This is a genomic window from Catenulispora rubra (genome assembly GCF_015356825.1).
GTDB lineage: Bacteria > Actinomycetota > Actinomycetes > Streptomycetales > Catenulisporaceae > Catenulispora > Catenulispora rubra.
In genome coordinates this window covers 22277-46178 of sequence record NZ_JAACYW010000012.1, presented here as the reverse complement: position 1 = coordinate 46178, position 23902 = coordinate 22277, and the positions used below count along the sequence as shown (strand labels likewise).

General features: G+C 69.2%; 23 protein-coding genes. 9 read left to right on the top strand and 14 right to left on the bottom strand.

The window, feature by feature from the left end; genetic code table 11:
• Positions 1 to 63 precede the first annotated feature (63 nt).
• The 4 genes from GWK61_RS05945 to GWK61_RS05930 form a co-directional block, all read right to left on the bottom strand.
• Positions 64 to 1242, bottom strand: coding sequence for a hypothetical protein (locus GWK61_RS05945; RefSeq protein ID WP_194905810.1), 1179 nt, complete (start codon positions 1240 to 1242; stop codon positions 64 to 66).
• 2 nt (positions 1243 to 1244) lie between these two features.
• Positions 1245 to 1562, bottom strand: a complete 318-nt coding sequence (locus GWK61_RS05940; protein WP_194905809.1) for a hypothetical protein — start codon at positions 1560 to 1562, stop codon at positions 1245 to 1247.
• Between the two features lie 36 nt (positions 1563 to 1598).
• Positions 1599 to 2216, bottom strand: coding sequence for a DUF7711 family protein (locus GWK61_RS05935; RefSeq protein WP_194905807.1), 618 nt, complete (start codon positions 2214 to 2216; stop codon positions 1599 to 1601).
• Positions 2217 to 2304: 88 nt separating this feature from the next.
• Positions 2305 to 3441: a Fic family protein gene (locus tag GWK61_RS05930; RefSeq protein WP_194905805.1), complete on the bottom strand. Its 1137-nt coding sequence runs from the start codon at positions 3439 to 3441 to the stop codon at positions 2305 to 2307.
• Positions 3442 to 3588: 147 nt separating this feature from the next.
• On the opposite strand from GWK61_RS05930, the gene GWK61_RS05925 reads away from it, so the two are divergent.
• On the top strand, positions 3589 to 5640 hold the full coding sequence (locus GWK61_RS05925) for a thioredoxin domain-containing protein (RefSeq protein ID WP_194905803.1): 2052 nt from the start codon (positions 3589 to 3591) through the stop codon (positions 5638 to 5640).
• On the opposite strand, the gene GWK61_RS05920 is transcribed toward GWK61_RS05925, so the two are convergent.
• Positions 5637 to 6578: a hypothetical protein gene (locus GWK61_RS05920; protein WP_194905802.1), complete on the bottom strand. Its 942-nt coding sequence runs from the start codon at positions 6576 to 6578 to the stop codon at positions 5637 to 5639. The two genes, GWK61_RS05925 and GWK61_RS05920, sit on opposite strands and share 4 nt — an antisense overlap.
• A gap of 37 nt (positions 6579 to 6615) precedes the next feature.
• Positions 6616 to 7116 carry a SigE family RNA polymerase sigma factor gene (locus GWK61_RS05915; RefSeq protein ID WP_228561813.1) on the bottom strand — a complete coding sequence of 167 codons (501 nt, stop codon included), beginning with the start codon at positions 7114 to 7116 and terminating at the stop codon, positions 6616 to 6618.
• Positions 7117 to 7757: 641 nt separating this feature from the next.
• On the opposite strand from GWK61_RS05915, the gene abmR reads away from it, so the two are divergent.
• The 3 genes from abmR to GWK61_RS05900 all read left to right on the top strand — a co-directional run bounded on the left by abmR (position 7758) and on the right by GWK61_RS05900 (position 9920).
• Complete coding sequence (gene abmR / locus GWK61_RS05910; protein WP_194905798.1) at positions 7758 to 8339, top strand: ATP-binding transcription factor AbmR; 582 nt, start codon at positions 7758 to 7760, stop codon at positions 8337 to 8339.
• 105 nt (positions 8340 to 8444) lie between these two features.
• On the top strand, positions 8445 to 9509 hold the full coding sequence (locus GWK61_RS05905) for an NAD-dependent epimerase/dehydratase family protein (RefSeq protein ID WP_194905796.1): 1065 nt from the start codon (positions 8445 to 8447) through the stop codon (positions 9507 to 9509).
• 36 nt (positions 9510 to 9545) lie between these two features.
• Positions 9546 to 9920 carry a YbjQ family protein gene (locus GWK61_RS05900; protein WP_194905794.1) on the top strand — a complete coding sequence of 125 codons (375 nt, stop codon included), beginning with the start codon at positions 9546 to 9548 and terminating at the stop codon, positions 9918 to 9920.
• Positions 9921 to 9993: 73 nt separating this feature from the next.
• Here GWK61_RS05900 and GWK61_RS05895 read toward each other — a convergent pair whose 3' ends face one another.
• From GWK61_RS05895 to GWK61_RS05885, 3 genes are read right to left on the bottom strand one after another with little or no spacing between them, the layout of a single operon-like run.
• Positions 9994 to 10644: a DUF1707 SHOCT-like domain-containing protein gene (locus tag GWK61_RS05895; RefSeq protein WP_323747421.1), complete on the bottom strand. Its 651-nt coding sequence runs from the start codon at positions 10642 to 10644 to the stop codon at positions 9994 to 9996.
• 36 nt (positions 10645 to 10680) lie between these two features.
• Entirely contained in the window at positions 10681 to 11385 is a 705-nt protein-coding gene (locus GWK61_RS05890) for a FadR/GntR family transcriptional regulator (RefSeq protein ID WP_194905792.1), read from the bottom strand.
• A gap of 13 nt (positions 11386 to 11398) precedes the next feature.
• Positions 11399 to 12775 carry a CynX/NimT family MFS transporter gene (locus GWK61_RS05885; RefSeq protein ID WP_194905790.1) on the bottom strand — a complete coding sequence of 459 codons (1377 nt, stop codon included), beginning with the start codon at positions 12773 to 12775 and terminating at the stop codon, positions 11399 to 11401.
• 113 nt (positions 12776 to 12888) lie between these two features.
• Between GWK61_RS05885 and GWK61_RS05880 the strand changes: the two genes are divergently transcribed.
• From GWK61_RS05880 to GWK61_RS05860, 5 genes are all read left to right on the top strand, one after another.
• On the top strand, positions 12889 to 14541 hold the full coding sequence (locus GWK61_RS05880) for a fumarate hydratase (RefSeq protein ID WP_194905788.1): 1653 nt from the start codon (positions 12889 to 12891) through the stop codon (positions 14539 to 14541).
• Between the two features lie 159 nt (positions 14542 to 14700).
• Positions 14701 to 14931, top strand: a complete 231-nt coding sequence (locus GWK61_RS05875; protein WP_194905786.1) for a hypothetical protein — start codon at positions 14701 to 14703, stop codon at positions 14929 to 14931.
• A complete protein-coding gene (locus GWK61_RS05870) occupies positions 14906 to 15421 on the top strand; it encodes a DUF6879 family protein (RefSeq protein ID WP_194905785.1) in 516 nt (171 codons plus the stop codon). The genes GWK61_RS05875 and GWK61_RS05870 overlap by 26 nt, the downstream gene beginning before the upstream one ends.
• Before the next feature lie 6 nt (positions 15422 to 15427).
• Positions 15428 to 16276 (top strand): helix-turn-helix domain-containing protein, encoded by an 849-nt coding sequence (locus GWK61_RS05865; protein WP_194905782.1) that lies wholly within the window; start codon positions 15428 to 15430, stop codon positions 16274 to 16276.
• Between the two features lie 62 nt (positions 16277 to 16338).
• Positions 16339 to 16545: a hypothetical protein gene (locus tag GWK61_RS05860; RefSeq protein ID WP_194905780.1), complete on the top strand. Its 207-nt coding sequence runs from the start codon at positions 16339 to 16341 to the stop codon at positions 16543 to 16545.
• 344 nt (positions 16546 to 16889) lie between these two features.
• Here GWK61_RS05860 and GWK61_RS05855 read toward each other — a convergent pair whose 3' ends face one another.
• The 5 genes from GWK61_RS05855 to GWK61_RS05835 all read right to left on the bottom strand — a co-directional run bounded on the left by GWK61_RS05855 (position 16890) and on the right by GWK61_RS05835 (position 23771).
• Positions 16890 to 19055, bottom strand: a complete 2166-nt coding sequence (locus GWK61_RS05855) for a TolB-like translocation protein (protein WP_194905778.1) — start codon at positions 19053 to 19055, stop codon at positions 16890 to 16892.
• A gap of 71 nt (positions 19056 to 19126) precedes the next feature.
• Complete coding sequence (locus GWK61_RS05850) at positions 19127 to 19852, bottom strand: hypothetical protein (protein ID WP_194905777.1); 726 nt, start codon at positions 19850 to 19852, stop codon at positions 19127 to 19129.
• Positions 19853 to 20200: 348 nt separating this feature from the next.
• A complete protein-coding gene (locus GWK61_RS05845; protein ID WP_194905775.1) occupies positions 20201 to 20863 on the bottom strand; it encodes a bifunctional 4-hydroxy-2-oxoglutarate aldolase/2-dehydro-3-deoxy-phosphogluconate aldolase in 663 nt (220 codons plus the stop codon).
• The gene (locus tag GWK61_RS05840; RefSeq protein WP_194905772.1) at positions 20860 to 22470 is read right to left on the bottom strand and encodes an N-acyl-D-amino-acid deacylase family protein; all 1611 of its coding nucleotides are present in this window, start codon (positions 22468 to 22470) and stop codon (positions 20860 to 20862) included. The genes GWK61_RS05845 and GWK61_RS05840 overlap by 4 nt, the downstream gene beginning before the upstream one ends.
• The gene (locus GWK61_RS05835; RefSeq protein ID WP_194905770.1) at positions 22470 to 23771 is read right to left on the bottom strand and encodes an alanine racemase; all 1302 of its coding nucleotides are present in this window, start codon (positions 23769 to 23771) and stop codon (positions 22470 to 22472) included. Before GWK61_RS05835 ends, GWK61_RS05840 begins: the two co-directional genes overlap by 1 nt.
• Positions 23772 to 23902 lie beyond the last annotated feature (131 nt).

Below are 23902 nucleotides of genomic sequence, written 5' to 3'. Positions count from 1 at the left end.
CGTTAAGGACATTGGTCGCCAACTGCGGTGTTCGGGCAGGCCAGACCGTAGTCCATCGCGAAATCACGGCAGATTGGCGGCGTCCAGCCGTGCGATGAGACTCGGTTTGCGCTGATGGGCGGCGCGCAGTTCGGCGAGCCGTTCGGCGAACTGCGCGGTTCGTCCGCGGCGGCGGCTGATCTCTGCGAGATCGGTGAGCAGTCGGACAGCGGTGTCGTATGAGTTCGGCTTCTTCGCGGCGATCAGGTCCGCGACGTCGGCCCACGGCCGCTCGCCGCGGTCCGAGAGCAGGGCCAGCCGGCTTTCACGGTGGCGCTGAGCTTCCAGGTCGCGCAGTTCCCGCTGTCGCTCCAGTTCCCGCTGTTGTTCTGCTTCGCGGATGTCGGCCTGGGAAGCTGCCGCTTCCAAGAGTGACGACAGCCTGCGTCGAACGGTCGAGGGCTTGGGGGCGCGGGGCTGAAGGCTCCGCAGGACTTCCTTGCGGGCACGAGTGTGGTCGTCGGACAGCAAGCGACGAATTGTGTCGTCCTTCTGCTTGTCGGTGAGCCCGCAGATCCAGGAGCCGACGGCCGCGTCCTGATCGACGGCGGGCTGATCGGCTATCGGTGCCGAGGCCGCTGCTGCGGCTTTCAGCAGGTTTGGATCGACGCGCAGGAAGTCTGCCAATGCACGCTGGGGCGCCGTCAGCTTCGCGAGGCCTGCGGGGACAGGTGGCTCGTCGCCATAGTCCTCTTCCTGGCTGCCGTCTGACTGGTCGCCCTCGTACTCGTCCAAGAGGTAGGAGGTGCCGGCCAGCCAGGCCAGGTAGAGCGGACGTAGATCGCCTGCGGACAGCTCGTTCCGTATGTTGACGAACAAGCCGAGTGAGCCGGGGACTTCGTCCCCCCAGTCGTCGCCGCTCTCGTCCTGGCTTTGGAACTCCAGCACGATGTTCTTCCCGCTGCGGCGAGCGCTGAAGGTTTCGTCGTTGACGTATTCGGCTGCGGCATCCAGGTCGAGCCAGGACAGCGGCAGACGTAGCATCAGGGTCCGCGTACCCCAGTTTGCGAAGTACAAGTGCGCGTCGTAGCAAAGGTCCATCAGGGCAGATGGGCTTCCTCGGAAGTCGCCCCACTGGTACTCATTGACGAACCGAGTCCGAGTGATCTCCGCCCGCGTCGACAACGCGCGCACGTACTCGTACTCATCGTCGGTGAGCGGCCGGTCCAGTGCCAGGAATTCGTAGTACTGATACTCGCTCACGTCTACGCCCCCGTGAGCCGGTGGCGGTATGCCGCGATCCACTCCGACCCGGCCGGCGGTGGGGACGGCATAGGCAGGTCCAGGATTCCGACGCGCTGCCGCTCTTTGCCTTGACGGCAAACTGCGGCGATACCAGGTCCGGGAACCTCGTCAACACCGGTGACCGTCACTTCGGTGCCGAGGAGGACGGTCTTGAAGGGGAAGTCGACATTCTCACCGATCATGACGGCGAAGCTGCTCGTCTGCTCGTACTCGTCGTAAGCATCGGCGATCGCTTCTTCGACCAAGGCGTCGAGCTCTCGCTTGCTCAGCGTGTCCACACCGATGACGCTACCGCGCCATGTCGGTCGGAGCAGTCACATCTGGGAGTGAACCGATGTCGAAGCGTCGAGCAGGTCGAGATAACCGTCGACGGCCTGCCAGAGGTGGTCCTCGGGGTAGCGGCCGTCGTGACGTTGCGAACGTCGCCAGTCGACGTCATCCCAATAGCGATCCCGGACTGCGCGAAGGTGCGCGGTCGACGTCTCGAGTTCGCGGGAGATCTGCTCGGCCAGCATGTCGTCATCGGCACCCGCGAGCCGGAACGGCTCAGCGCGCCGCTCGGCCAGGGCATCGAGCGCAGCCGTCTGGACCCCGTCCTCGCGCGACCAGACGGGCATCGGCCTGCGGATCTCATGGTTCGTCACCGGCCACTCCGCCGGGCGCCACCGCTTCAAGACCGGCGTCTTGTCCAGCCTGAGCAGGTGAGCGAGCGCGGTGCAGCCCGGTGGCTCGACGCCCCACGGAAGTTCGTCGGCGGGTAGCCCCACCACGAGGGCCACGTTCACGGCATCGAGATCCTCACCGGGACGATCGAGCAGGGGGCCGAAAGTGTACAAAGCGACAATCCCGTCCTCGCCGTCGACCAGCGAGCCGAGCTTGTCGCAATCCTCGGCGATGGTGCGCAGCCGTCGAACGGCGGTGTTGTGACGCATGGTCGACCTCCTGGACCAAGCATGCAGGCCGGTTGGTGTCTTGGACAGGAGATCGATGGGACATCACCCGGGATCTCCTGGCCGGCGGTCACCGGGAATACGGGTCGGACAGGGTCATGGGTGTTCGTGCGATGTGGAGGGCTTGTTCGGGGAATCGCGGACCCGCCGTGTAATAGCGGGCCCGTGTGCGGCCGACGGGTTCGAGTACTTCAGCTGTGACGAGATCCCGCAGATCACGCTGGGCCTGCTGCATGCTGAGATTTTCGGCGTGCTCATAGCGGGATCGACGGACTCGGCCGGCCATCGCGACGTCATGAAGGGCGGACAGGATCCGATCGTCGCGGCCCGAGCTTGCCGCGAAGCCTGACAACTCTGTCCACACCCGCCCTGAGCGGTCGAGCCGTCCTTGCACCGTCTGAGCTTGTTGGTGGTAAGCCGTGAGATTGAAGCGGACCCAACCGGAAACGTCCTGATCCGGAAGGTACTCAGCACCGCGGCGGGCGAGCTCACGGTAGTACTCCCAAGTGTTGCCAGGCCGTCCCAGCCACGCCTCGATGGAAGAGAACTCGGGAGCGAGAACTCCTTCGCGCGCGATCATGAGCGTCTGCAACGACCGCGACATACGCCCGTTGCCGTCGGCCCACGGGTGGATGGACACCAGATCCAGGTGTGCCATCGCCGCGCGGACAAGGGGGTGGTTCAGGTCGTCGTGGTTCAGCCAGTCGATGAGCTCATGCATGAGGTTGGGGACAGTGGCCGCCTCCGGGGCGGTGTACGCGGCGATGCTGGGGTCGCGGGCATCGGTGACATAGACGGCTCCGCGGCGCCACTGCCCGGCTGGCTTCCGCTTGTTGTGCCGGTGGCCTTGCAGCATCCAGTGCAGCCCGTTGAGGAAGCCTGTGCTGTAGCTGAAGTCAGCCGAATCGTGCAGCGTCTGGATGTACGTCATCATTTGCTGGTAGGCAAGTATCTCTTGACGGTTCACATCGGAGACTTCGACGTCGCGTTCGCCATCAAGCAGGTCTTCGACATCGACAGTCGAAACCTTGAAGCCCTCGATCGAGTTCGATGCCGCGACGGCATCGGCTGTGAGGAACTTCCGCAATCTTGCGGTCCACTTCGACGGCGAGACGTTCACCTGGTGTTTCAAACTCTCCCGGGCGCGATCGATTTCGCCGAGTACGCGCTGGTCGTCGGCGCCGAGCTTGGGTGTCGGGTAGAGCATGTCTCAATGATAGATTGACGTAATCATTGCGTCAAACTTGGTGTGGGTTTTCCCGCACGTCATGGCCCACGACCCGATGTGCAGCCATGGTGCCGTACAACATGGGAGCACGGCCCGGGTCGAGGTGGGGTATGGGAGGCTGGCCCCATGAACCGGCTCGCGGACGCGACCTCCCCCTACCTCCTCCAGCACGCCGACAACCCCGTCGACTGGTACCAGTGGGGCGAGGAGGCCTTCGCTGAGGCGCGGCGCCGGGACGTGCCGCTGCTCATCTCGATCGGGTACGCCGCGTGCCATTGGTGTCATGTCATGGCGCATGAGAGCTTCGAGGATGAGGCGACCGCCGCTCTCATGAACGAGAAGTACGTGTGCGTGAAGGTCGATCGTGAGGAGCGCCCGGACGTCGATGCCGTCTACATGGCGGCTACGCAGGCCATGACCGGTGGTGGCGGGTGGCCGATGACGGTCTTCGCGACGCCTGACGGCAAGCCTTTCCAGGCCGGGACCTACTACCCGCCGGTTGCTCGGCATGGCCTGCCGGCGTTTCAGCAGTTGCTGGTCGCCGTCGATCGCGCGTGGGGTGACATCCGGGACGATGTGCTGCGGGCCGGGGATGGCCTGGTAGCTGAGCTGGCGCATCACGCCCGGGTTGTCGCCGGTGCGGAGGGGGTGCCGGATCCGGCGGCGTTGGGGGTTGCTGTCGGGGCGTTGCGGCGGGAGTTCGACGGCGAGCGCGGTGGGTTCGGTGGTGCGCCGAAGTTTCCGCCGTCCATGACGCTGGAGCAGTTGCTCCGTCACCATGCCCGGACCGGGGACGCCGATGCGCTCGTGATGGTCCGGCAGACGTGCGAGGCGATGGCGCGCGGCGGCATGTACGACCAGCTCGGCGGCGGTTTCGCGCGCTACTCCGTCGACGACGCGTGGGTGGTGCCGCACTTCGAGAAGATGCTCTACGACAATGCCCTGCTTCTCCGCGCCTACCTGCACCTGTGGCGCGCGACCGGCGACGCCCTCGCGCTGCGCGTCGTCAACGAGACCGCCGACTGGATGCTGCGCGAGCTGTGGCTCGACGGCGCCGGCGGCCTCGCCTCGTCGCTGGACGCCGACACCGACGGTGTCGAGGGCAAGTTCTACGCCTGGGACGCCGACCAGCTCGAAGCCGTCCTGGGCGAGGAAGACGCCGCCTGGGCCGCGACGGTCTTCAACGTCACGGCCGAGGGCACCTTCGAGCACGGCCTGTCCGTCCTCCAGCTGTTGCAGGACCCTGATGACGCCGAGCGCTTCGGAAACGTACGCAGCCGTCTGTTCGAAGCCCGCCGCGCCGAGCGCACCGCCCCGGGACGCGACGACAAGGCCGTGGCGGCGTGGAACGGTCTGGCGGTGGCGGCGCTGGCCGAGGCCGGGGCGCTGACCGGGCGCCCCGAGCTCGTGACGGCGGCGGGTCAGACCGCTGAGATGCTCGAGCGCGTGCACTGGGACGACAAGGCGAAGCGCTTGACGCGCACCTCGCGCGACGGCGTTGCCGGCGCGCAGAATCCGGGCGTTCTGGAGGACTACGCCGACGTCGCCGAAGGGCTTCTCGCCCTGTACGCCGTCACCGGCGAGCCGCGCTGGTTCGCCTTCGCGGGCCGGTTGCTGGACGTCGTCCTCGACAACTTCCGCGACGAATCAGGCCTCTTCTACGACACCGCCGACGACGCCGAGACCCTGATCTTCCGCCCGGCCGACCCGACCGACAACGCCACCCCCGGCGGTACCTCCGCGGCCGCCGGAGCCCTGCTCACCTACGCCGCGCTCACCGGCTCGGGACGCCACCGCGAGGCCGCCGAGCAGGCGCTGCGCTTCACCGGTGCGCTGGCCGAGAAGGCGCCGAGGTTCGCGGGCTGGGGACTGGCGGCGGCCGAGGCGCTGGCGGACGGGCCGCGCGAGGTGGCGATCGTCGGCGAGTGGAGCGGAGAGGCAGCAGAGGGAGGAGATGAGGACGCCTTCCGGGCCCTCCACCAAGCCGCCCTCCGCAGCACCGCTCCCGGCCTCGTCATCGCCGTGACCCCGCCGACGGAAGCGGACTCCGCCACTGTCCCCGAGCTGCTCCACGACCGGCCCACCATCGCCGGTGAACCGGCCGCGTACGTCTGCCGGGGCTTCGTATGCCAGACCCCTACAACCGATCTCAGTGAGCTGACAGCACAGCTGGGCTAGCTGGCAGGGCTGGACACGGGGCTGGACGCGGGGCTGGACACCGGGGTGCTGCCGCCCGCGTTCTTCTGCTGCAGCAGCTTCGACATCTCGCTGCTCGGAACCTTCGGAGCGCTCGGCCGCGGCTTGGCCCAGACCGCCGCGATCGCCTTGTCCCACACCGCCGACTGCACGACCGCCGTCGCCTGGTCCGTGGTCAGCCCGAGCTTGCCGGCAGTGGTGGTGCCCTTCTCCTGCACCGCGTTGAGCACCTGGATCTCGATCGCGATGCCGTCCGTGCGGTACCACTCGACGTCGATCCGCTTCGCGGACGGGTCGCCGTTGCCGGCCGGCCATTCCGGACCGTCGAACACCTGCAGGTGGCTGCCGTCGGGCAGGGTCCGCTCCGTGAAGTACGGCGGCAGCGAGCCACCGCTCTGGTCCTGGTAGCTGGAGCGGATGACGTTCAGCGAGACGCTGCCGGCCTGCCCGTCGTAGCCGATGCGCAGCGTGGCGTACGGCCCGGCCGGCCCGTCCGAGCCCTCCGAGTACAGCACCTTCTCGCCGGTGAAGTGGTACGGCGCCAGCACCTGCTCCAGCCAGCCGGCCATGTCGTCGCCGCTCACCGGCGGGACGGCGGGCGTCTTCGTCGTGCTGGTGGTGGTCGGCGTCGGCGTCGCGGCCGGGCCGGTGAGGCCGCCGACCGCCGAGGACTTCGGGGCCGTCGGCGTCGCGCCGGAGCCGGCCGAGACGGTCGCCGGGCTCCCGTGGCCGGGGGCGCCGACGGCCGCCACCACGCCGAAGACCGCGGTCACGCTGGCCGCGGCGCCGGCGATCTGCGCGACGCGCCGGTTGCGGCGCTTGCGCACGCCGCGCTCGATGCCGCCGGCGGTGAGCTTGCCGATGTTCGGGTTCAGGTTCTCCGTCGCGCTCCGCATGACACCGTTGAGGTTGTCGGGCATGTCAGCTTCCTTCTTTCTCGGATCCACAGTGTGGTGTTCAGGTGAGGGCGAGTTCCGGAAGCAGATCCCCGAGCGTGCCGCGCAGCCGGGTCAGGGCCCGGTTCGTGCGTGTGCGCACCGCGCCCGAGCTGGCGCCCATGATGTGCGCCACCTCCTCGACACTGCGGTCCTCCCAGAACCGCAGAACCAGCACGGCGCGGTCCTTGGCCGGCAGGGCCGCCAGGCCCTCCAGCAAGGTCATGCGCAGGGACGCGTCCGCCTCGTGGAACTCGGCCTCGGGCAGGCTGGAGGAGGGCAGCTCCCGCGAGCTGCGCTTCCGCCGCGCCGAAATGAACGTCCGGGTCAGCACGGTCTGCGCATAGGCGTCGGGGTTCTCGATACGCCGCTTGCGGCCCCAGACCGCGTAGACCTTGCCGAGCGTCTCCTGAACGAGGTCCTCGGCCTGATGCCAGTCCCCGCACATCAGGTACGCGGTACGGAACAGGTGCTGGGTCCGCGCTGAAGCGAACTCCAAGAACTCTTCATCGTGCTTCGCCATGGCCACCGCGCTTCCTTCGTCGAACATTCCACCCGTACCGACGCGGGGTCCGGTGCCGGTGTTACAGGCGCGGCGCTGTGGCCGTCCGCGATCTGTGGATCCGCCGCCGAGCCTACGTCTTCGTTCCGGCGGCCGCGGGCGCCGTCCTAGTCATTTCGGTGCGCATTTCTACGTCGCCTGACGGATCAGGCTTCTGGCGCCTCGCGCCTACGCTGAAGCCAGGCGCCAGTCAGGCAGCTGGAGCCGCCGAACGCGTTCAGGTATGTACCGCAAGAACACTTCCGCCGTGTGGTCCCGGGGTGTGGCCCGGTTCGGCACGCTGCAGTTCCGGCACGCTGCAAAACTTCACAAGAGACTTCACAAGAGAGACGGGCACAGGGACGGTCACTGGGCTGAGTCGTCGTGAGGGTCAACGGCACCACGTTGTGTGGACGTGCGCCGGTACCCGCGTCGGCTCTTGAAAGGACTGGAGATTGCGGTGAACCGCGCGTGGTGAGCGCGCGTTGATGGTTACAGGTCTCGCGGACCTCCCTGGGGGGACCAGGGGGCAAGGCGGGGCGTTCGCTCAAGGCGAACGCCCCGCCTTTATTCGTGCGCTCGCCAGGCTGTCCTAGACGTTGTAATCGTGTAATCGTAGATACATGGCTACACGTGAAGAGCTGATCGAGAAGACACGAGGATGGTTCACAGGACGGCTGCCGGAGGACCTGTTCGAGGGCGCGCCGGAGGTCACGGTCGACCGCGAGGAGATCACGGTCGTCGGGCGGATACCGGAGCCGGCCTACACCGAGGGCGCCTCGGAGGCGGAGAAGGCCGCCACCGTCGAGGGCCGGATCAAGGAGTTCCGGGAGCGCACGCGCGAGGCGCGCATGGCCGTGGCCCGGGACGCGGAGCACAAGTTCGGGCGCAAGGTCTCCTGGGGCGTGCGGTGCGGTGACCAGGGGCGTTTGTTCACGCACCTGTCCGTGCCGGTGATGACCCGGCTGAAGCAGCCCGAGCGCGCGCTGCTGGACACGCTGGTGGACGGCGGCGTCGCCCGGAGCCGGAGCGAGGCGCTGGCCTGGTGCGTGCGGCTCGTGGAGAAGCACGCCGGCGACTGGGTCGGCGACCTGCGGGACGCGATGCGCAAGGTGGAGGAGGTCCGGGAGGCCGGACCGGACCGCGAGAGTGAGAGCACGAGCGAGAGCGGCGAGCCTGATGAGAGCGGGCAGGCGGACGCCTAGGCCCCGCTTCTCCGTAGCCGGTCCTCCGGGACAGCTCATTACGGTTCGCTGAACGGCGGCGTCGCATGGGGTGCGGCGCCGCTGTCGGCGTCTAGCGTCGGCGGTATGAGGGTTCTCGTCACCGGTTCCGCCGGGTTCATCGGGTCGCATGTCGTCGAGGCGCTGGAAGCCGCCGGGCACGAGGTCGTGGGATTGGACCTGGTGAACGGTGCCGATGTCCGGGACGCCGAGGACGTTCGCAGAGCCCTGCGGGGTGTGGACGCCGTCTGCCACCAGGCGGCGAAGGTCGGCCTGGACCGCACGGTCGGCGACGCGCCGGACTACGTGTCGCACAACGACTTCGGCACGTCGGTGCTGCTGGCCGAGATGGCCGAGGCGGGGGTGCAGGCGTTGGCGTTCGCGTCGTCGATGGTCGTCTACGGCGAGGGCCGGTACGAGTGCGCCGAGCACGGCTGCGTCCGTCCCGGTCCGCGGCGCGAAGAGGATCTGATCTCAGGGTTCTTCGAACCCCCGTGCCCGATCTGCGCGGAGCCGTTGGCCCCGGGACTGGTCGCTGAGGACGCGCCGCTCGATCCGCGCAACATCTACGCCGCCTCGAAGCTGATGACCGAGCATCTGGCTGCCTCGTGGGCGCGCCTGTCCGACGGCGTCCGCGCCGTGGCCCTGCGCTACCACAACGTCTACGGCCCGCGGCTGCCGCGCGACACGCCCTACGCGGGGGTCGCGGCGCTGTTCAGGTCGGCGCTGATGCGCGGCGAGGCGCCGGCGGTGTTCGAGGACGGCGGTCAGCGGCGCGACTTCGTGCACGTGCGCGACATCGCGACCGCGAACGTCGCCGCGCTGGAGTGGGCCGCCGGTGCCGCTCGTGCCGCTGGTGCCGCCGACGCTGCCGACACGGACGGTGCCGCCAGAGCTACCGGATGCGGCCCCGGCGAACTGCGCGCCTACAACGTCGGCAGCGGAACCCCGCGCACCGTCGGCGAGATGGCCGCCGAACTGGCGCGCGCGATGGACGGCCCGCCGCCGGTGGTGACCGGCGGCTACCGGCTCGGGGACGTGCGGCACATCACCGCCTCCAGCGCGCGGATCCGCGACGAGCTCGGCTGGCGGCCGCGCGTGGAGTTCGCCGACGGGATGGCGGAGTTCGCGCTAACCCATTCGCTCGCGTAGCGCGCCGAGCGGGCCCGCCTTGCTCAAGCTGTCGGTATGAGCACTGACTACAGCGGCGGCCAGGATCCTGCGAACACCGTGATGGTGAGCACGATGAACGACCTGCCGGGGTTCCGCATCGAACGCGTGTTGGGCGAGTGCTTCGGGCTGACGGTCCGCGCGCGCAACATCGGCAGCTCGTTCGGGTCGGCGATGAAGTCGCTGAAGGGCGGCGAGCTGAAGGGCCAGACGAAGATGCTCGTCGACAGCCGGATGGAGGCGATGGCCCGGCTGACCGAGGAGGCCGCGCGCCGGGGCGGGAACGCGGTGCTGGCGATGCGGTTCGAGACGTCGCCCGGCGAGCTCGGTACGGAGATCTGCGCTTACGGGACGGCGTGCGTGGCGACGCCGCTCAACGCGCCGCAGGGCTAGCAGCCAGAGCTGGAACCGGAACTGGAGCTAGAGACCAGAGGCTGGAACCAGAGGCTGGAACTAGCGCCAATACTCAGCGCCCGAGGAACTTGCCGAGCTTCTTCGGCTTGGGATACCGCACCGACACCTCGCCGAACAGCGCCATCCCGCGCAGCACCACGACCGGCGAGTCCGGCGTGATCGGCACGTCCCCGGCGGCGTTCCGGTCCGAGCCGCTGCGCGAGCCGAACACCGCGGTGCCCTCGTCGCGCACGACGACGCCGTGCGGCACCTTGATCTCGATCGAGCCGAACACCGCGTTGGCGATGATGACCACCTCGCGCTGGGTCAGCACGGCCTCGCGCAGGTCGATGGTGACCGAGCCGAAGACGGCCGCCGCGGTGGTCGTCGACGGCACGACCCAGCGCCCGCCGCGCTTCTGCTCGGCGAAGACGGCCGTGATTTTCGAACCCGGCGCGTAATCCGCGGGCATCGGCGGAATCGGTGAGGTGGGACCGGCGAGGGTCGCGGCGTGCCGCTGCGGCAGGTCCGACAGCAACGGCGACAGCTCGCCGAGGGTCTTGGCCTTGTAGGCGAGATCGATGCGCTCGTTGTGCTCTTCGACGTCGAGGCGGCCCTCCGCGTAGGCCTCCCTCAGGGCTTCCGCGACGTGGTCCCGGTCGGCATCGGAAGCGCGCATGGTGTTGTGGGGGTCGTTGGCCGGAAAGGCTGCGGGCACGCTCACCTTGTGCACTATACGCGCGGCGATCCTGGAAGGGACTTACTCCTCCGCGCTGGTCTCCACGTTCAGCGAGGCCTCGCGCACGGCGGCCTCGGGGTCCCCGGCGCGCACCGCGTCCAGCAGGGTGCTGTGCCCGGCGACGAGGAAGCGGTCGAAGTCTGTGCGCAGCGCGCGCTCCGTCAACACGGTGCGCAGTGCGCTGCCGATCTCCAGGTAGAGGTCGAGCAGGAGCGGGTTGCCGGCGGCGGCGACCATCGCGGTGTGGAAGTTCGCGTCGGCCTCGACCCACTCGTCGACCCAGGACGTGTCGCTGTGATCGGCCTTCTCGACCTTGCGCGCCGCGACGTCCCGGGCGGCCAGCGCGCGGTCGCACGCTTCGAGGTCGGCCGGGGTGGCGCGGCGGGCGGCCAGGCGCGCCGCCTCGACCTCGATCGCGCGGCGGACCTCCTGGACGTGGTCGTGCGTCGTGGCCTGGATCTCGCGCCGCAGCGCGCCGGAGAGCTCGCTGCGGGCCCGGACGTACGTCCCGTCGCCGCGCCGCACCTCCAGCAGGCCGGCGTGGGCCAGCGCCCGCACCGCCTCGCGGACCGTGCCGCGGCCCACGTTCAGAGCCTCGACGAGCTCCGGCTCGGTGGGGATGCGGGCGTCCACCGCCCACGCGCCGCTGCTGATCTGTTCGCGGAGCTTGTCGATGACTTCGTCGACCAGTGAGCCGCGCTGGATGCCGGTGAGTCCGTTCGCCACAGACGGCAGTCTTTCAGCTCGCGGCCGCGGTGGCCGAGCCGGAGTCCCCGTCGGGCGCTGTCAACGTGCCGCGCTTGGGTGAACCCACGTAGGACGCGACCACTCCCTGGGCCAGGACCACGGCGACCATGATGCCCAGCGGGACGGTCCAGCTGTGCAGGGCGTGGCCGAGGACGCCGAACATGATCGGGCCCGTCGCGGCGATCAGGTAGCCGGCGGACTGGGAGAACGCGGACAGCGCCGCGGTGCCCTCCGGGGTACCGCCGCGCAGCCCGATCATCGTCAGGACCAGCGGGAAGGCGGCCATGCCGACGCCGATCAGGACCGCGGCCAGGTAGGCCAGCGAGGCCGGGGCGACGATCAGGGTGACGAAGCCGAGCCCGAAGACCACGCCGAGGCTCATGGCCAGCAGGCGCTGGCTGCGCAGGCGCGCGGCCGTCAGCGGCACGATGAAGGACAGCGGCGCGTTGACCGCGAACGTCACGCTCAGCACGGTGCCGGCCGCCGCGGCGGACATGCCGTGGTCGTGCAGGACGGTCGGGATCCAGCCCATGACCACGTAGCCGGACATGCTCTGCAGGCCGAAGGCGAAGGTCATGGCCCAGGCGAGCTTGTTCTTGGCCAGCGACTTCAGCGGGATGTGCGGCCGCTGCGCGACGCCGGAGGTGGCCGCGGCGGCGGCGACACCGCGGTCGTGGCGGCGGCGGTGCGGATGGCTGACCAGCCACAGCGCGAGGCCGGCCAGGGCCGGGACGGTCCAGAACCCCAGGCCGGCGGAGGGGCCGCCGAGGGTGTTGGACAGCGGGACCGCGATGCCCGCGGCGACCGTGGAGCCCAGGGCGATCATCGTGGAGTAGATGCCGGTGACGGCGCCGATGCGGTGCGGGAAGTAGGTGCGCACCACGACCGGCAGCAGGACGTTGCCCAGCGCGATGCCGATGCCGGCCAGGACCGAGCCGGCGAGCAGGCCCGGGACGTCCGGGATGCCGCGCACCGCGGAGCCGGCGACCAGCACGGCCAGGCTCGCGGCCAGGACCGAGCCGGCGCCGTGGCGGCGGGCCAGCCAGGAACCGGCCGGGCCGGCGAAGGCGAAGATCACGACCCAGAGCGTGGGCAGCAGGGTGACCACGCCGGCGCCGAGGTGCAGGCGGTCGCGGAGCTGGTCGAGCAGGGGGCCGGTGGAGGAGACGCCGAGCCGCAGGTTGGCCGCGACCAGGATGATGCCGCCCAGGATCAGGGCACTGCCGGCGAGCTGCTGCTGGCGGCGCTCTTCCGGCTCGGCCGGTGCGGTGGGTTCGGTGAGGCGCTCGAGGCTTTCCAGGCTTTCCAGGAGGCCCGGCTCCAGGAGGTCCGGTTCGCGGGTGTCGGGCCGCTCGAGCGATATCGTCATGCGTACGATGGTAAGACGTATGATGTTTGTGTTTCAAGTTCGCACGACCCGGTGTGGCACACCGCACAAGCAGGGCTTCCAGGGGCTCCGCGGCTCGCGAGTACGCTGGCGGCATGCCTGACTTCGAGTACGCCGACCTCCTGCCGACGGGGCCGGACGAGACCCCGTACCGCCTGCTCACGACCGGGGGCGTCAGCACCGTCGAGGCCGGCGGGCGCACCTTCCTGCAGGTCGAGCCGGAGGCGCTGCGGCTGCTCACCGAGACCGCGATGCACGACATCGCGCACTACCTGCGTCCCGGGCACCTGCAGCAGCTGCGCAACATCCTGGACGACCCGGAGGCCTCGCCGAACGACCGGTTCGTGGCGCTGGACCTGCTGAAGAACGTCAACATCTCGGCCGGCGGCATCCTGCCGATGTGCCAGGACACCGGCACGGCGATCGTGATGGGCAAGCGCGGCCAGCAGGTGCTGACCGCCGGCGGCGACGAGGCGCACATCGCGCGCGGCGTGTACGACGCCTACACCCGGCTGAACCTGCGCTACTCGCAGATGGCGCCGCTGACGATGTGGGACGAGAAGAACACCGGCTCGAACCTGCCGGCGCAGGTGGAGCTGTACGCCACGGACGGGGACGCGTACAAGTTCCTGTTCATGGCCAAGGGCGGCGGGTCGGCGAACAAGTCGTACCTGTATCAGGAGACGAAGGCGATCCTGAACCCCAAGGCGATGCTGAAGTTCCTGGAGGAGAAGATCCGCTCGCTGGGCACCGCGGCGTGCCCGCCGTACCACCTGGCGATCGTGATCGGCGGCACCTCGGCGGAGTTCGCGCTGAAGACCGCCAAGTACGCCTCGGCGCGCTACCTGGACACCCTGCCGAAGCAGGGCTCGATCACCGCCCACGGCTTCCGCGACCTGGAACTGGAGGCCGAGGTCCTGGAACTGACCCGCCGCATCGGCATCGGCGCGCAGTTCGGCGGCAAGTACTTCTGCCACGACGTCCGCGTGATCCGCCTGCCCCGCCACGGCGCCTCCCTCCCGGTGGCGATGGCCGTGTCCTGCTCGGCGGACCGCCAGGCGCTGGGCAAGATCACCCGCGACGGCGTCTTCCTGGAGCAGCTGGAGTTCGAACCCGGCCACTTCCTCCCGGAGACCACCGACGAGCACCTGGACGACGACGTCGTGCGCGTGGACCTGTCGCGCCCGATGGCCGAGATCCGCTCGGAACTGTCGAAGTACCCGGTGAAGACCCGCCTGGCCCTGACCGGCACCCTGGTCGTGGCGCGCGACATCGCGCACGCGAAGATCAAGGAGCGCCTCGACGCCGGCGAACCGATGCCGCAGTACATGAAGGACCACCCGGTCTACTACGCGGGCCCGGCGAAGACCCCCGAGGGCTACGCCTCCGGCTCCTTCGGCCCGACGACAGCAGGCCGCATGGACTCCTACGTCGCGCAGTTCCAGGCCGCCGGCGGCTCGATGGTGATGCTGGCCAAGGGCAACCGCTCGAAGCAGGTCACCGACGCCTGCGCCGAGCACGGCGGCTTCTACCTCGGCTCGATCGGCGGCCCGGCGGCCCGCCTGGCGCAGGACTGCATCAAGAAGGTCGAGGTGCTGGAGTACGCCGAGCTCGGGATGGAGGCCGTGTGGCGGATCGAGGTGGAGGACTTCCCGGCTTTCATCGTGGTGGATGACAAGGGGAATGACTTTTTTCAGGACACGACTGGTCCGGTGATGCGGATTGGGAGTAAGCCGCCTGTGGCGTGAGGTGTGGCTCTGACGAGCTTTGGTGAAGCCCCGGCACACGGTTCGTGCGCCGGGGCTTTGTTGTAGCTGGAGCAAGTTCAAGCAAGTTCCTGGCCTCTGGATCAGCCGTCACGGCAAGCTGAGACCTATCAGCCGTCAGCCACCGCAACGGAGGGCACCATGGCACTGCATATGCTCGGCAAGGACCCTGACAGCAAAAACGGCGGCTCTCCGACGGTCTACTACGACGACGAGACCGGGAACTATGTCCTTCAGGGCTGGAAGGTGTCGGACGCCGCGAGGCTGGCTCAGATGTCCATCCCCGAGCACGAGACCGTGATCGAGTTCCCGGCACGGATGATGCAGTTCTTCCCGGAGGTGAAGGGTGGCGTCGGAGACGACGTTCGCTGAGCTGTTCGCAGCCACGCGTGAGTCGGCCGTCCATCTGGAGATGCGTGACGGCTACATGCTGGATGATCCGTCATTCCTCGCGTGGCTTGAAGACGGACGTGTCGTGGACGATGCCGAGAGCCAGGATTGGCGGGCTCTCGTGCGAGAGACCGTGGACCGGGGCGTGAGCGTCCGACGAGCGCGTATCGTCTCCGAACCGCTGAGCGACTACCTCCGGTTTGAGCACGCTGTGACGGCCGGACACAACATCGCTGCCGGTGAAGAGGTCCGGTGGCTCCCACGACGCCTGACGACGAACCTCGCCCTCCCCGGGAATGACTTCTGGTTGTTCGACGGGAAGACGCTCCTGGTGAACCACTTCTCTGGGGACGGCGATTGGATCGGGACGGAGATCGATCCCGATCCGTCGTCGGTCAAGCTGTGTGCGGACGCTTTCGAGGCGGTGTGGTCCCGCGCCGTCCCCCACGAGGGCTACACACCCGCTGCGTAGACCTTGATGTCCGTATCTCCTTCTTCCAGCGCCAACGAGGCCAGGCGAGCACTCGGCCGGCGGCTGAAGACCATCAGAACCGACGCGAACCTTTCGGCACGGGAACTCGCCTCCCGTGCCGGTTGGGGTGAGACCAAGGTCAGCAAGCTCCAGAACGCTGTGTACTTCCCGACCGACGAGGACCTGCGAACCTGGGCCACGATCTGTGGCGTGCCCGGACAGATCCCTGATCTGATCGCCACGGCGCACAACGTCGAGGAGATGTACGTCGAGTGGCGCCAGCGGGCGAAGAACGGGCTTCGTGCTGCGCAGGAGTCGGCAGTTCCGCTGTACGAGCGGACGAAGCACTTCCGCGTCTACGAGGCGTCCGTCGTTCCCGGTCTGCTTCAGACCGCCGAATACGCGAGAGCCATGATCCGCAAGGGCATCTCCTACCTGGGAATCCCCGACGATACCGAGGAAGCTGTAGCGGCTCGGATGAGCCGCCAGGGCGTGCTCTACAGGGACAGCCACACCTTTGCGTTCCTTCTCGAAGAGTCGGGATTGCGGTCAAGGGTCGCGGACGATGATGTGATGGCTGCCCAATACGGCCATCTCTTGAAGGTCTCGACTTCCCCGCGACTGAGCCTCGGGGTGATCCCCACGAACGCTCGTCGAGAGATGTACTCGACTGAGGGCTTCTGGATCTTCGACTCGGAGCGGGTGATCGTCGAGATCCTTACTGCCGAGATCACGGTGACGCAGCCCCGGGAGATAGAGCTTTACGAGCGTACCTTCGTTGAGCTGGCTTCTCTTGCCGTGTACGGAGCCGACTGCCGGTCGCTGATCGCCTCTGCCATCACCTCACTCGGATGAGGTACAGCAAGTTCGAGCAAGTTCATTGAGCCGCAGCTCACGCTCTCTCTACCGTCTTATACATGGACGAGCGGCAAGCCTCTGAGAGAGGGTCCACGGTGATCCTCACGAACACCTTGGTCATGGACTCCCGTACCGGCAGGAAAGGCGTTCTCAAGGCGTACTCCGCCGGCTCTACTCAGGGCTATATCCGGGATGCTCAGGGGTTCGAGTGGAGCGCGCCGGCCAAGTACATCGAGCTTGCCGACCCGAGGATGGTGGAGGCGTGACCGGCTTCCCGGGCAGCGTTCCTAAACTGCTGAGCCAGATCGAGCCCGGTACCGAATGCCTTCGCGGGACCTCTTGGAAGGTGCTTGATCGCTGGCAGCTCTCGGAGCGGGGAACGTTCTACCTCGTTTGGTGGAGAGGGCAGGACGAGCCGGTCAGGTTCCAGAGCGAACCGACCCTCACCACGTGGCCGAATGCGGATCACTGACCATGCTGGAGCGTGATCCGGCGTTGGCAGTGGCGCGCGACCAGATGGTCAGCACTAGGAGCAAGGGCCCCGGCACGCGGTCTTGTGTGCCGGGGCTTCGTCGATTCCGTCAGTTCCGTCATTTCCCAGCCCCCAGCGCTACCGCGACCACCCGCGCAGCACCGGCTGGCTCTGCGCCAGCGCGTCAGCGGTCTGGTTCGCCTGCGTCTGGAAGCCGAGGGGGCCGCTGATCAGGGTTCCGAGCTGGTCCAGGACTCCGGTGGCGAGCTTGCCTGTGGTGTCCACGACGTCCAGTTCGGCGATGTCCGCGGAGCGTGCCTCCAGGAGGGCCTTGAGGGGCGGTGAGATGCCTTGGGCGGGGTCGATTGTCACGGTCGACGAGGTGTACTCGAAGTAGCCCTGTTGCGGGGTGCTGAGGTTGGCGAGCAGGAGGTCGGTCGGGTTGGTGGCGGTGACCACGGTCAGGGTGTTGGTCGCGGTGCCCATGGCGGTGGCTGCGAGCCAGTCCGCGTGGGTGGTGCCCAGGGCCTCGGTCGGGACCGGGAGGCGGTGGTACGTCAGCGCCGTCGCGGCGGCGAAGGCCTGGTTGCCGAAGGCCACGATCTGCGGGGTGGCGACCGCGTAGTTCGCGTCCAGGCCGGTCAGGTAGGCCGTGTCGGCGGACGAGAGCTTGCCGCCGCTCAGCCGCAGCACGTGCGCGCCCTCGGCCTGTGCCTCGGCCAGCGCCGCGGTGTCGGAGGGGTCGACGACGGCGATCGTCGGGTGCGCGGCTGCCGCGGCGTCGGCGGGGTTCGTCTTCGGGGCCCCGGCGACGTGGGCCACCTTGTAACCGAGCTTGGTGAAGGCCGCGTCGGTGCCGGCCGGGATCGCGCCGGGTGCGCCGACCAGGTTGACGGTGTCCATGCCGTCGAAGGGGTCGCGCGTGTTCGGGCTGCCCAGCACCCGCTTGACCTCGGCGACCAGGCGCGGGTCGAGGCTGTCGCCGGTGGTGAGCAGCGTCGGGCCGTACAGCCCGGCCCACCCGAGCTCCTTCTGCGCGGTCGTCGGGTCGTCGGCCGCGACGATCGTCACCGACATGGCGAACGGGCCGTGCGGGCCGCCGCCGGCCGGGGCCGGTGTGGTGCCGGTCTGCGTCTCCCAGCGGTGCCGCGAGACCACGATCGACGCGCCGATCAGGTCGTTCGGCGCGTTCCCGGCCAGCGTGATGAGCCGGTCCGCGGACTTCGGCAGGAAGGACACGACGCCCGGCTTCGCAGACAACTGAGTCGGGGCCGCACCGGGCTTGTCGACCGCCACTTCCATGATGCCGCTCGGCGTCGAGTAGGCGACCGACGCGCCGTCCGGCGTCCACGCCAGGTGCGTGGCGCCGCTGGCGTCCGCGACCTTCGTCGCCTCCCGCGTGGTCGCGGCGTCCTTGAACGGCGTGTGCGCAGGGATGACCTCGATCCCGCCGTTGCTCCCCACGAACGCCAGCTCCTCGCTCGGGCTCAACGCTGGCCAGCTGCCCGGGCCCATAGGCGTGGCGGGGTCGGCGCCGCCGCGCGCGTTGCTGTCCAGCCAGTGGATCCACAGGTCCGGGCCGTTGGCGTCGTGCGACTGGAAGACCAGCTCCGACGAGGTCCCGGACAGCGTCTGGTTCTCGACGCTGACCGGGTTCAAGGTGTCCACCACGTCGTGCGGGCTGCCGGGGCCCAGCAGGTACAGCTCGTGGCTGTTGTGGTCGTGCTGCCCCGCGACCGACGCCTGCCGCACGGCGTGCGTGCCCGCCGCGCTCAGCTCCGTGTACAGCACGGTCCCGCCCTGCCACGACGGCGCGGACAACTTCGAGCCCTGACCCGGCTGCACCAGCACGACCACGTCGCTGCCGTCCGGCCGCGCGGTGGCCACGTTCCCCGAGCCGTCGACGAACGCGATCCGGCTGCCGTCCGGCGACCAGGACGCCTCGGACACCGTCGTCGGGAACCGCACCTGCGCCCCGCCGATGTTCACCGTCGCGGAGCCGTCGGAGATGAGCGGCGTGCCCACGGCGTACTGCGGACCCGCCCCGGACGGTGCCGACCCGGGTGCCGACCCGGGCGCCGACCCGGGCGCCGAGCCGGCCGAACTCTGCGAGGACGAAGCCGACGGCGCGGCGGACGTCGAAGGCTGCGAAACCGACGGCGTCGAGGCCGTGCGGGTCGCCCCCGCGGCGACCGGCGCGACCTTCGGGTGTTGCGTCGAGGTGCCGCAGGCCGAAGCCAGCAGCGCGACCGAAGTCGCGGCAACGGCACTCACGAGCAGGCGGCGCGAAGAAGAGCGGCTCACGACGAGGTCCTTTCCCCGAAACGATGTCGCCCTTTAGACGTCCCATCGCCCCCGGGGTTTGCCGCCGGAAATCACGCTTCGGTAACGCCGGATCTCCGGCTCCGCGCCATCGCCTCCTCCAGCAGAGCGCTGGCATACGCCGCCGCGGCCTCCTCGTCGTCGAGCAGATACGGCGGGCACGTGCCCACCGCGGGTTCGGCGTCAGTCAGTGCACTGATGAGCTCGGGAATCTGGTCCGCGCCCAGCTGATGCGTTCGGAGCTCGGTCAGACTGCTGAAGACGAACGCCACCTGATTGGCGCCCGGCGTGTACCGGAATTCGTAGTCTGCGAAACCCGCGACCGCGCCGCCGATCTCGGTCCCCGACTCGGCCGAACTGCCCCGCGCCGTGCCGCGCGTCAGCGCCGAGCCCATCACGTCCGCGTCCTGGCCCCGGCGCGCGTTGGGCCGTGCCAGGAAGGGGCAGGTGAAGGCGGCGAAGAGCATGCAGGCGCGGTGCCCCGGCGGCTCCGGGGACGGCGCCTTGTTGGCCGCGGTCCGGCCGGCCTCGTGCGCCGCGGTCAGCGCCTCGGTCTCGGCCGCCGCGATGACGCGGTAGACCGGCCCGGCGGCCATCGGCGTCCCGCAGATCGAGCAGCGGCGCTCGATCGCGCAGATCAGCGTGCGGGCCGCGCCGGTGATCGCGAAGGTCGGGTTGCCCTCGGCGTCACGCGGAGTGATCGCGGGGATGGGGTAGCCGCGCGGGTCGTGCGGCAGGGCGGCAACTGCGGGCGGCACGGGAGTCTCGCGGGGCGTCATGGCGCTATTGAAGCAGGGCGGCCGGGACTGCGGGAGCGAATGATCAACTGTGCGGTACGTGGCGGTAGCATCACGAATCGGTCATCGCCGCGCAAAAGTTGATAACCGATCGGCAACAACTCTTGGCGTTTCACTCAATTCTCAGCATGATTTGCTGGTGGGCCGGAGCTGCCGCTTCACCTGCGGCGGGGACAGATGAAGAGTCAGCTCCGGTCCCCGGCCACCACTGTGGCTACTGTGACCAGCGGGATCAGCGGGATCAGCGGGATCAGCGGGATCAGCGGGACCGGCGGGACCAGTGGGACGACCGGAGCCGTCCCGTCCAGCCCGTGCGCTTGCTGGTGAGTCTCAGACTGACGGCTTGAGCGCCGCCATGAAGGCTCGGGCACGCCGCGTGATCTCGGGCCAGTCTCCGGCCGCCACGACGTCCGGCGGCACCACATCAGTGCCCGCACACACCGCGAGTGCTCCCTGCGCCAGGAAGTCCGCGGCGTTGCCGGCGTTGACGCCGCCGGAGGCGACCAGCGGCAGTCCCGGGTAGGGGCCGTTGAGGTCCTTGAAGTAGCCGGGACCGAAAGCCTTGGCGGGGAAGATCTTCACGGCCGCGGTGCCGAGGTCCATCGCCTGCGCGACTTCGGTCGGCGTCAGCGCTCCCAGCACTACCGGGACGCCCGCCTCGTGCGCTGCCTCGGCGACCTCGGGCCGCAGCCCGGGCGTGACGAGGAACGAGACCCCGGCGTCGATCGCGTCCCTAGCCTGCTGCGCGTTCATCACGGTCCCGGCGCCGATACGGTGCCCGGCGGCGACGGCGGCCCGCAGGTGCGGCACCACGTCGGGGGTGCTGAACGTGAGCTCGGTGCAGGTGATGCCGCCGGCGGCCAGCGCCGCGCACAGCGCCGCCGAATCAGGGATCGAAGGTGCACGCACCACGGCTATCACCGGTTCGGCGGCCAGTGCCGCGCGGAAGTCGGGATGCGGAAGATCTGGAAATAGATGCAGATCGAAAGTCATAAGGCTGATACCCCCTGCTCTGTCCGTCGCAGCGCCCGGCCCGGGAGGGCCCCGGTGGGCGTGCCGTCTGTCAGTACCGAAACGCCGTTGACCAGCACTTCGACGATGCCCTCGGCGACCTGGCGGGGCTGTTCGAAGGTCGCGGCGTCGGTGACGGTCCGCGGGTCGAACAGCACCAGATCGGCGTGGTGGCCGACCCGGACCAGGCCGCGCCGGTCCAGGCGCAGCCGCCGGGCCGGTCGGCCGGTCATCCGGGCGACCGTCTCCTCCAGCGTCAGGACCTTGAGATCCCGGCTGTAGTGGCCGAGATAGCGCGGGAACGTGCCCCAGGCGCGAGGATGCGGACGTGCGCCGACGAGCAGGCCGTCGCTGCCGACGGTGTGCGCGCGGTGCCGCATGATGGCGCGGACGTTCTCCTCGTTGCCGACGTGGTGCAGGATCGTGGTCCCCAGGCGGTCGCCGCGCAGCAGGTCGAAGAACGCTTCGCTGCCGGTCACGGCGCGTGCGGCGGCGATCTCGGCGATGGTCCGGCCGACCGCGTCGGACAGGCTCGGATCCTGGACGCCGGAGATCTGGATGGTCTGCCAGTCGACGACCATGCCGTGGTTGCCGTCGCTGCCGTTCTCCTCGACGTCGCGCCGGATCCGCTCCAGGGACGCCGGATCCGCGAGCCGGGCCAGCGTCGCGTCCGGGCCGCCCTCGGCCGACCAGCTCGGCAGCAGCGCGGCCAGGGTCGTGGAGCCCGGCAGGTAGGGGTAGGTGTCGAGGCTGATGTCGCAGCCCTCTGACAGGCCGGCGTCGACCAGCTCCAGGAGCTCGGCGGCCCGGCCGGCGTTGACGCCGAAGTTCATGGTGGCGTGCGCGAGGTGCAGCGGGCAGCCGGAGCGACGCGAGATATCGATCATCTCGGCGTAGCCGTCGAGGGCGCCGGCGCCGTAGGACCGCTGGTGCGGGGAGTGGTAGCCGCCGTACGAGGCGACGACTTCGCAGAGTTCGACCAGCTCGTCGGTGGCCGCGTACATGCCCGGCGTGTAGGACAGTCCGCTGGACATGCCGACGGCGCCTTCGCGCATGCCCTGCGCGACCACTTCGCGCATGCGGTTCAGCTCGGCGCGATTCGGCTCGCGGTTGTCCCAGCCCATCGCGAGCATGCGGACCGAGCCGTGGGGGACCAGGTAGCAGGCGTTGACCGCAATACCCTGATCCAGTCGGTCGAGGTATTCGCCGACGGTGCGCCAGCTCCAGTCGAAGCCGTCGGGGTCGCCGTTCCAGCCGGCGATCTGGCGGCGCAGGGCCGGCAGCGTGGTGTCGTCGACCGGGGCGTAGGACAGGCCGTCCTGGCCGAGGACTTCGCAGGTGACGCCCTGGGTGACGCGTGAGGGGTGGTCGCGTTCGACGAGGGTGCGCAGGTCGGAGTGCGCGTGCATGTCGATGAAGCCGGGGGCCAGGACGAGGCCGTCGGCGTCGATGATGCGCGCGGCGGTCGGCTGCCCCGGCGCGCCGTCCACGGCGGCGATCACACCGTTCGTGACGGTGACATCGGCGCGGTAGCGGTCGGATCCGGTGCCGTCGATGACAGTGGCGCCACGGAGGACCAGGTCGGCCATCAGAAGAACGTCCTCACCAGATCGACGATCAGCGGGTCGGCGCTGTCGGCGTCGTCGAGGACGGGGATGAGCGTCCACTTGTCGAACGCCGTGCACGGATGCGAGAGACCGAAGCGGACGACGGCGCCGACCGGGGCCGTGTCGCCGGCGTCGCGCAGGAATGTGTGCTGGTCGTTCAGGGCGGTGACGGTGCCGACGGGTGGTTCCGGCAGGCCCTCGTCGAAGGGGAAGTCGCGTTTGCCCGCGTCCAGCAGGGAGAGCTGCGGCTCGGGGTGGGAGACGACGCGGGCCCAGCCGTGCATCGCTGCTCGGAAGGGGGTCTTCGCCGCATCGCGAGAGAACGGCGAGATGGTCCGGTAGTGCCCGTCGTCGTGGATGACGTACGCGCCTGAGCGCAGGACGACTTCGGCCCCTGATTCAATCGCCGCCGGCTTCAGGATCTCGGCGACGTCGTCGAAGTAGGCGCTGCCACCCGCGGTGATGACGGGATGCTCCGTCTCGTAGGCCGCGGAGATGCGAAGGTGCAGCTCGGCGAGGTTGCGGAGGTAGCTGCGGACTACCTTGAGGCTCTCGGATGAGGCGTCATGAGCCAGGCTGCCTTCGTACCCTGCGATGCCCGCGAGCCTCAGCGTCGGTGCCGCCCGGACCGCGTTCGCGATGTCTTCGGCCTCTGCGAGGGTGCGTGCTCCGGTCCGGCCGCCGGTGCCGCCGAGCTCGACGAGGACTTCGACCGGCCGGTCCGTCTCGGGATCGGCGCCGCGGCCGACGCCTGCGGCGCGCAGGGCGGCGTCCATCTGGGTCACGGACTCCACGGAGTCGACCCACGAGACGAACGCGAAGTCCGGATCGGCGGCCAACTCTGCCGCGATCCACGCCAGGCCGGCCGGGTCGAGCAGGGCGTTGGCCAGCATGACGCGCTGGACGCCGAAAGCCCGGGCGACGTGCAGCTGCGGGAGGTTGGCGAGCGTGATGGCGACCGCGCCGGCGTCCAACTGGGCCTGCCACAGCTCCGGGGCCATCGTGGTCTTGCCGTGCGGCGCGAGGGTGACGCCGGCTTCGCGGCACCAGGCGGCCATGGTGAGCAGGTTGTGGTCCAGCGCGTCGGCGTCGAGAGTGAGGAGCGGAGTGCCGAGGTCGGACAGGTGCGGGGCCGAGGCGAGCCAGGCGTGCGCGGTCCGGCCCCAGGCCTGGGGCGGCAGCGCTTTGAAGCGCCAGTCCAGGTGCTCCTCGGCGAGCGCGGCGACCGCCGCCCGGTCGATGCCGGTGGACGCGGTGCGGCTGCCGAACGTCTGGTGGACCATGTGACACCTCCGCTGCCTGGTACGTTGCGCTATCTGCAACGCTCGTTGCATATGCTGTGCTTCGGTTCTAGCATTCGAGGTGAAGAACGGTCAACGCTGCGGTACTCGTGGCGGGCCCACGAAGACGCGAG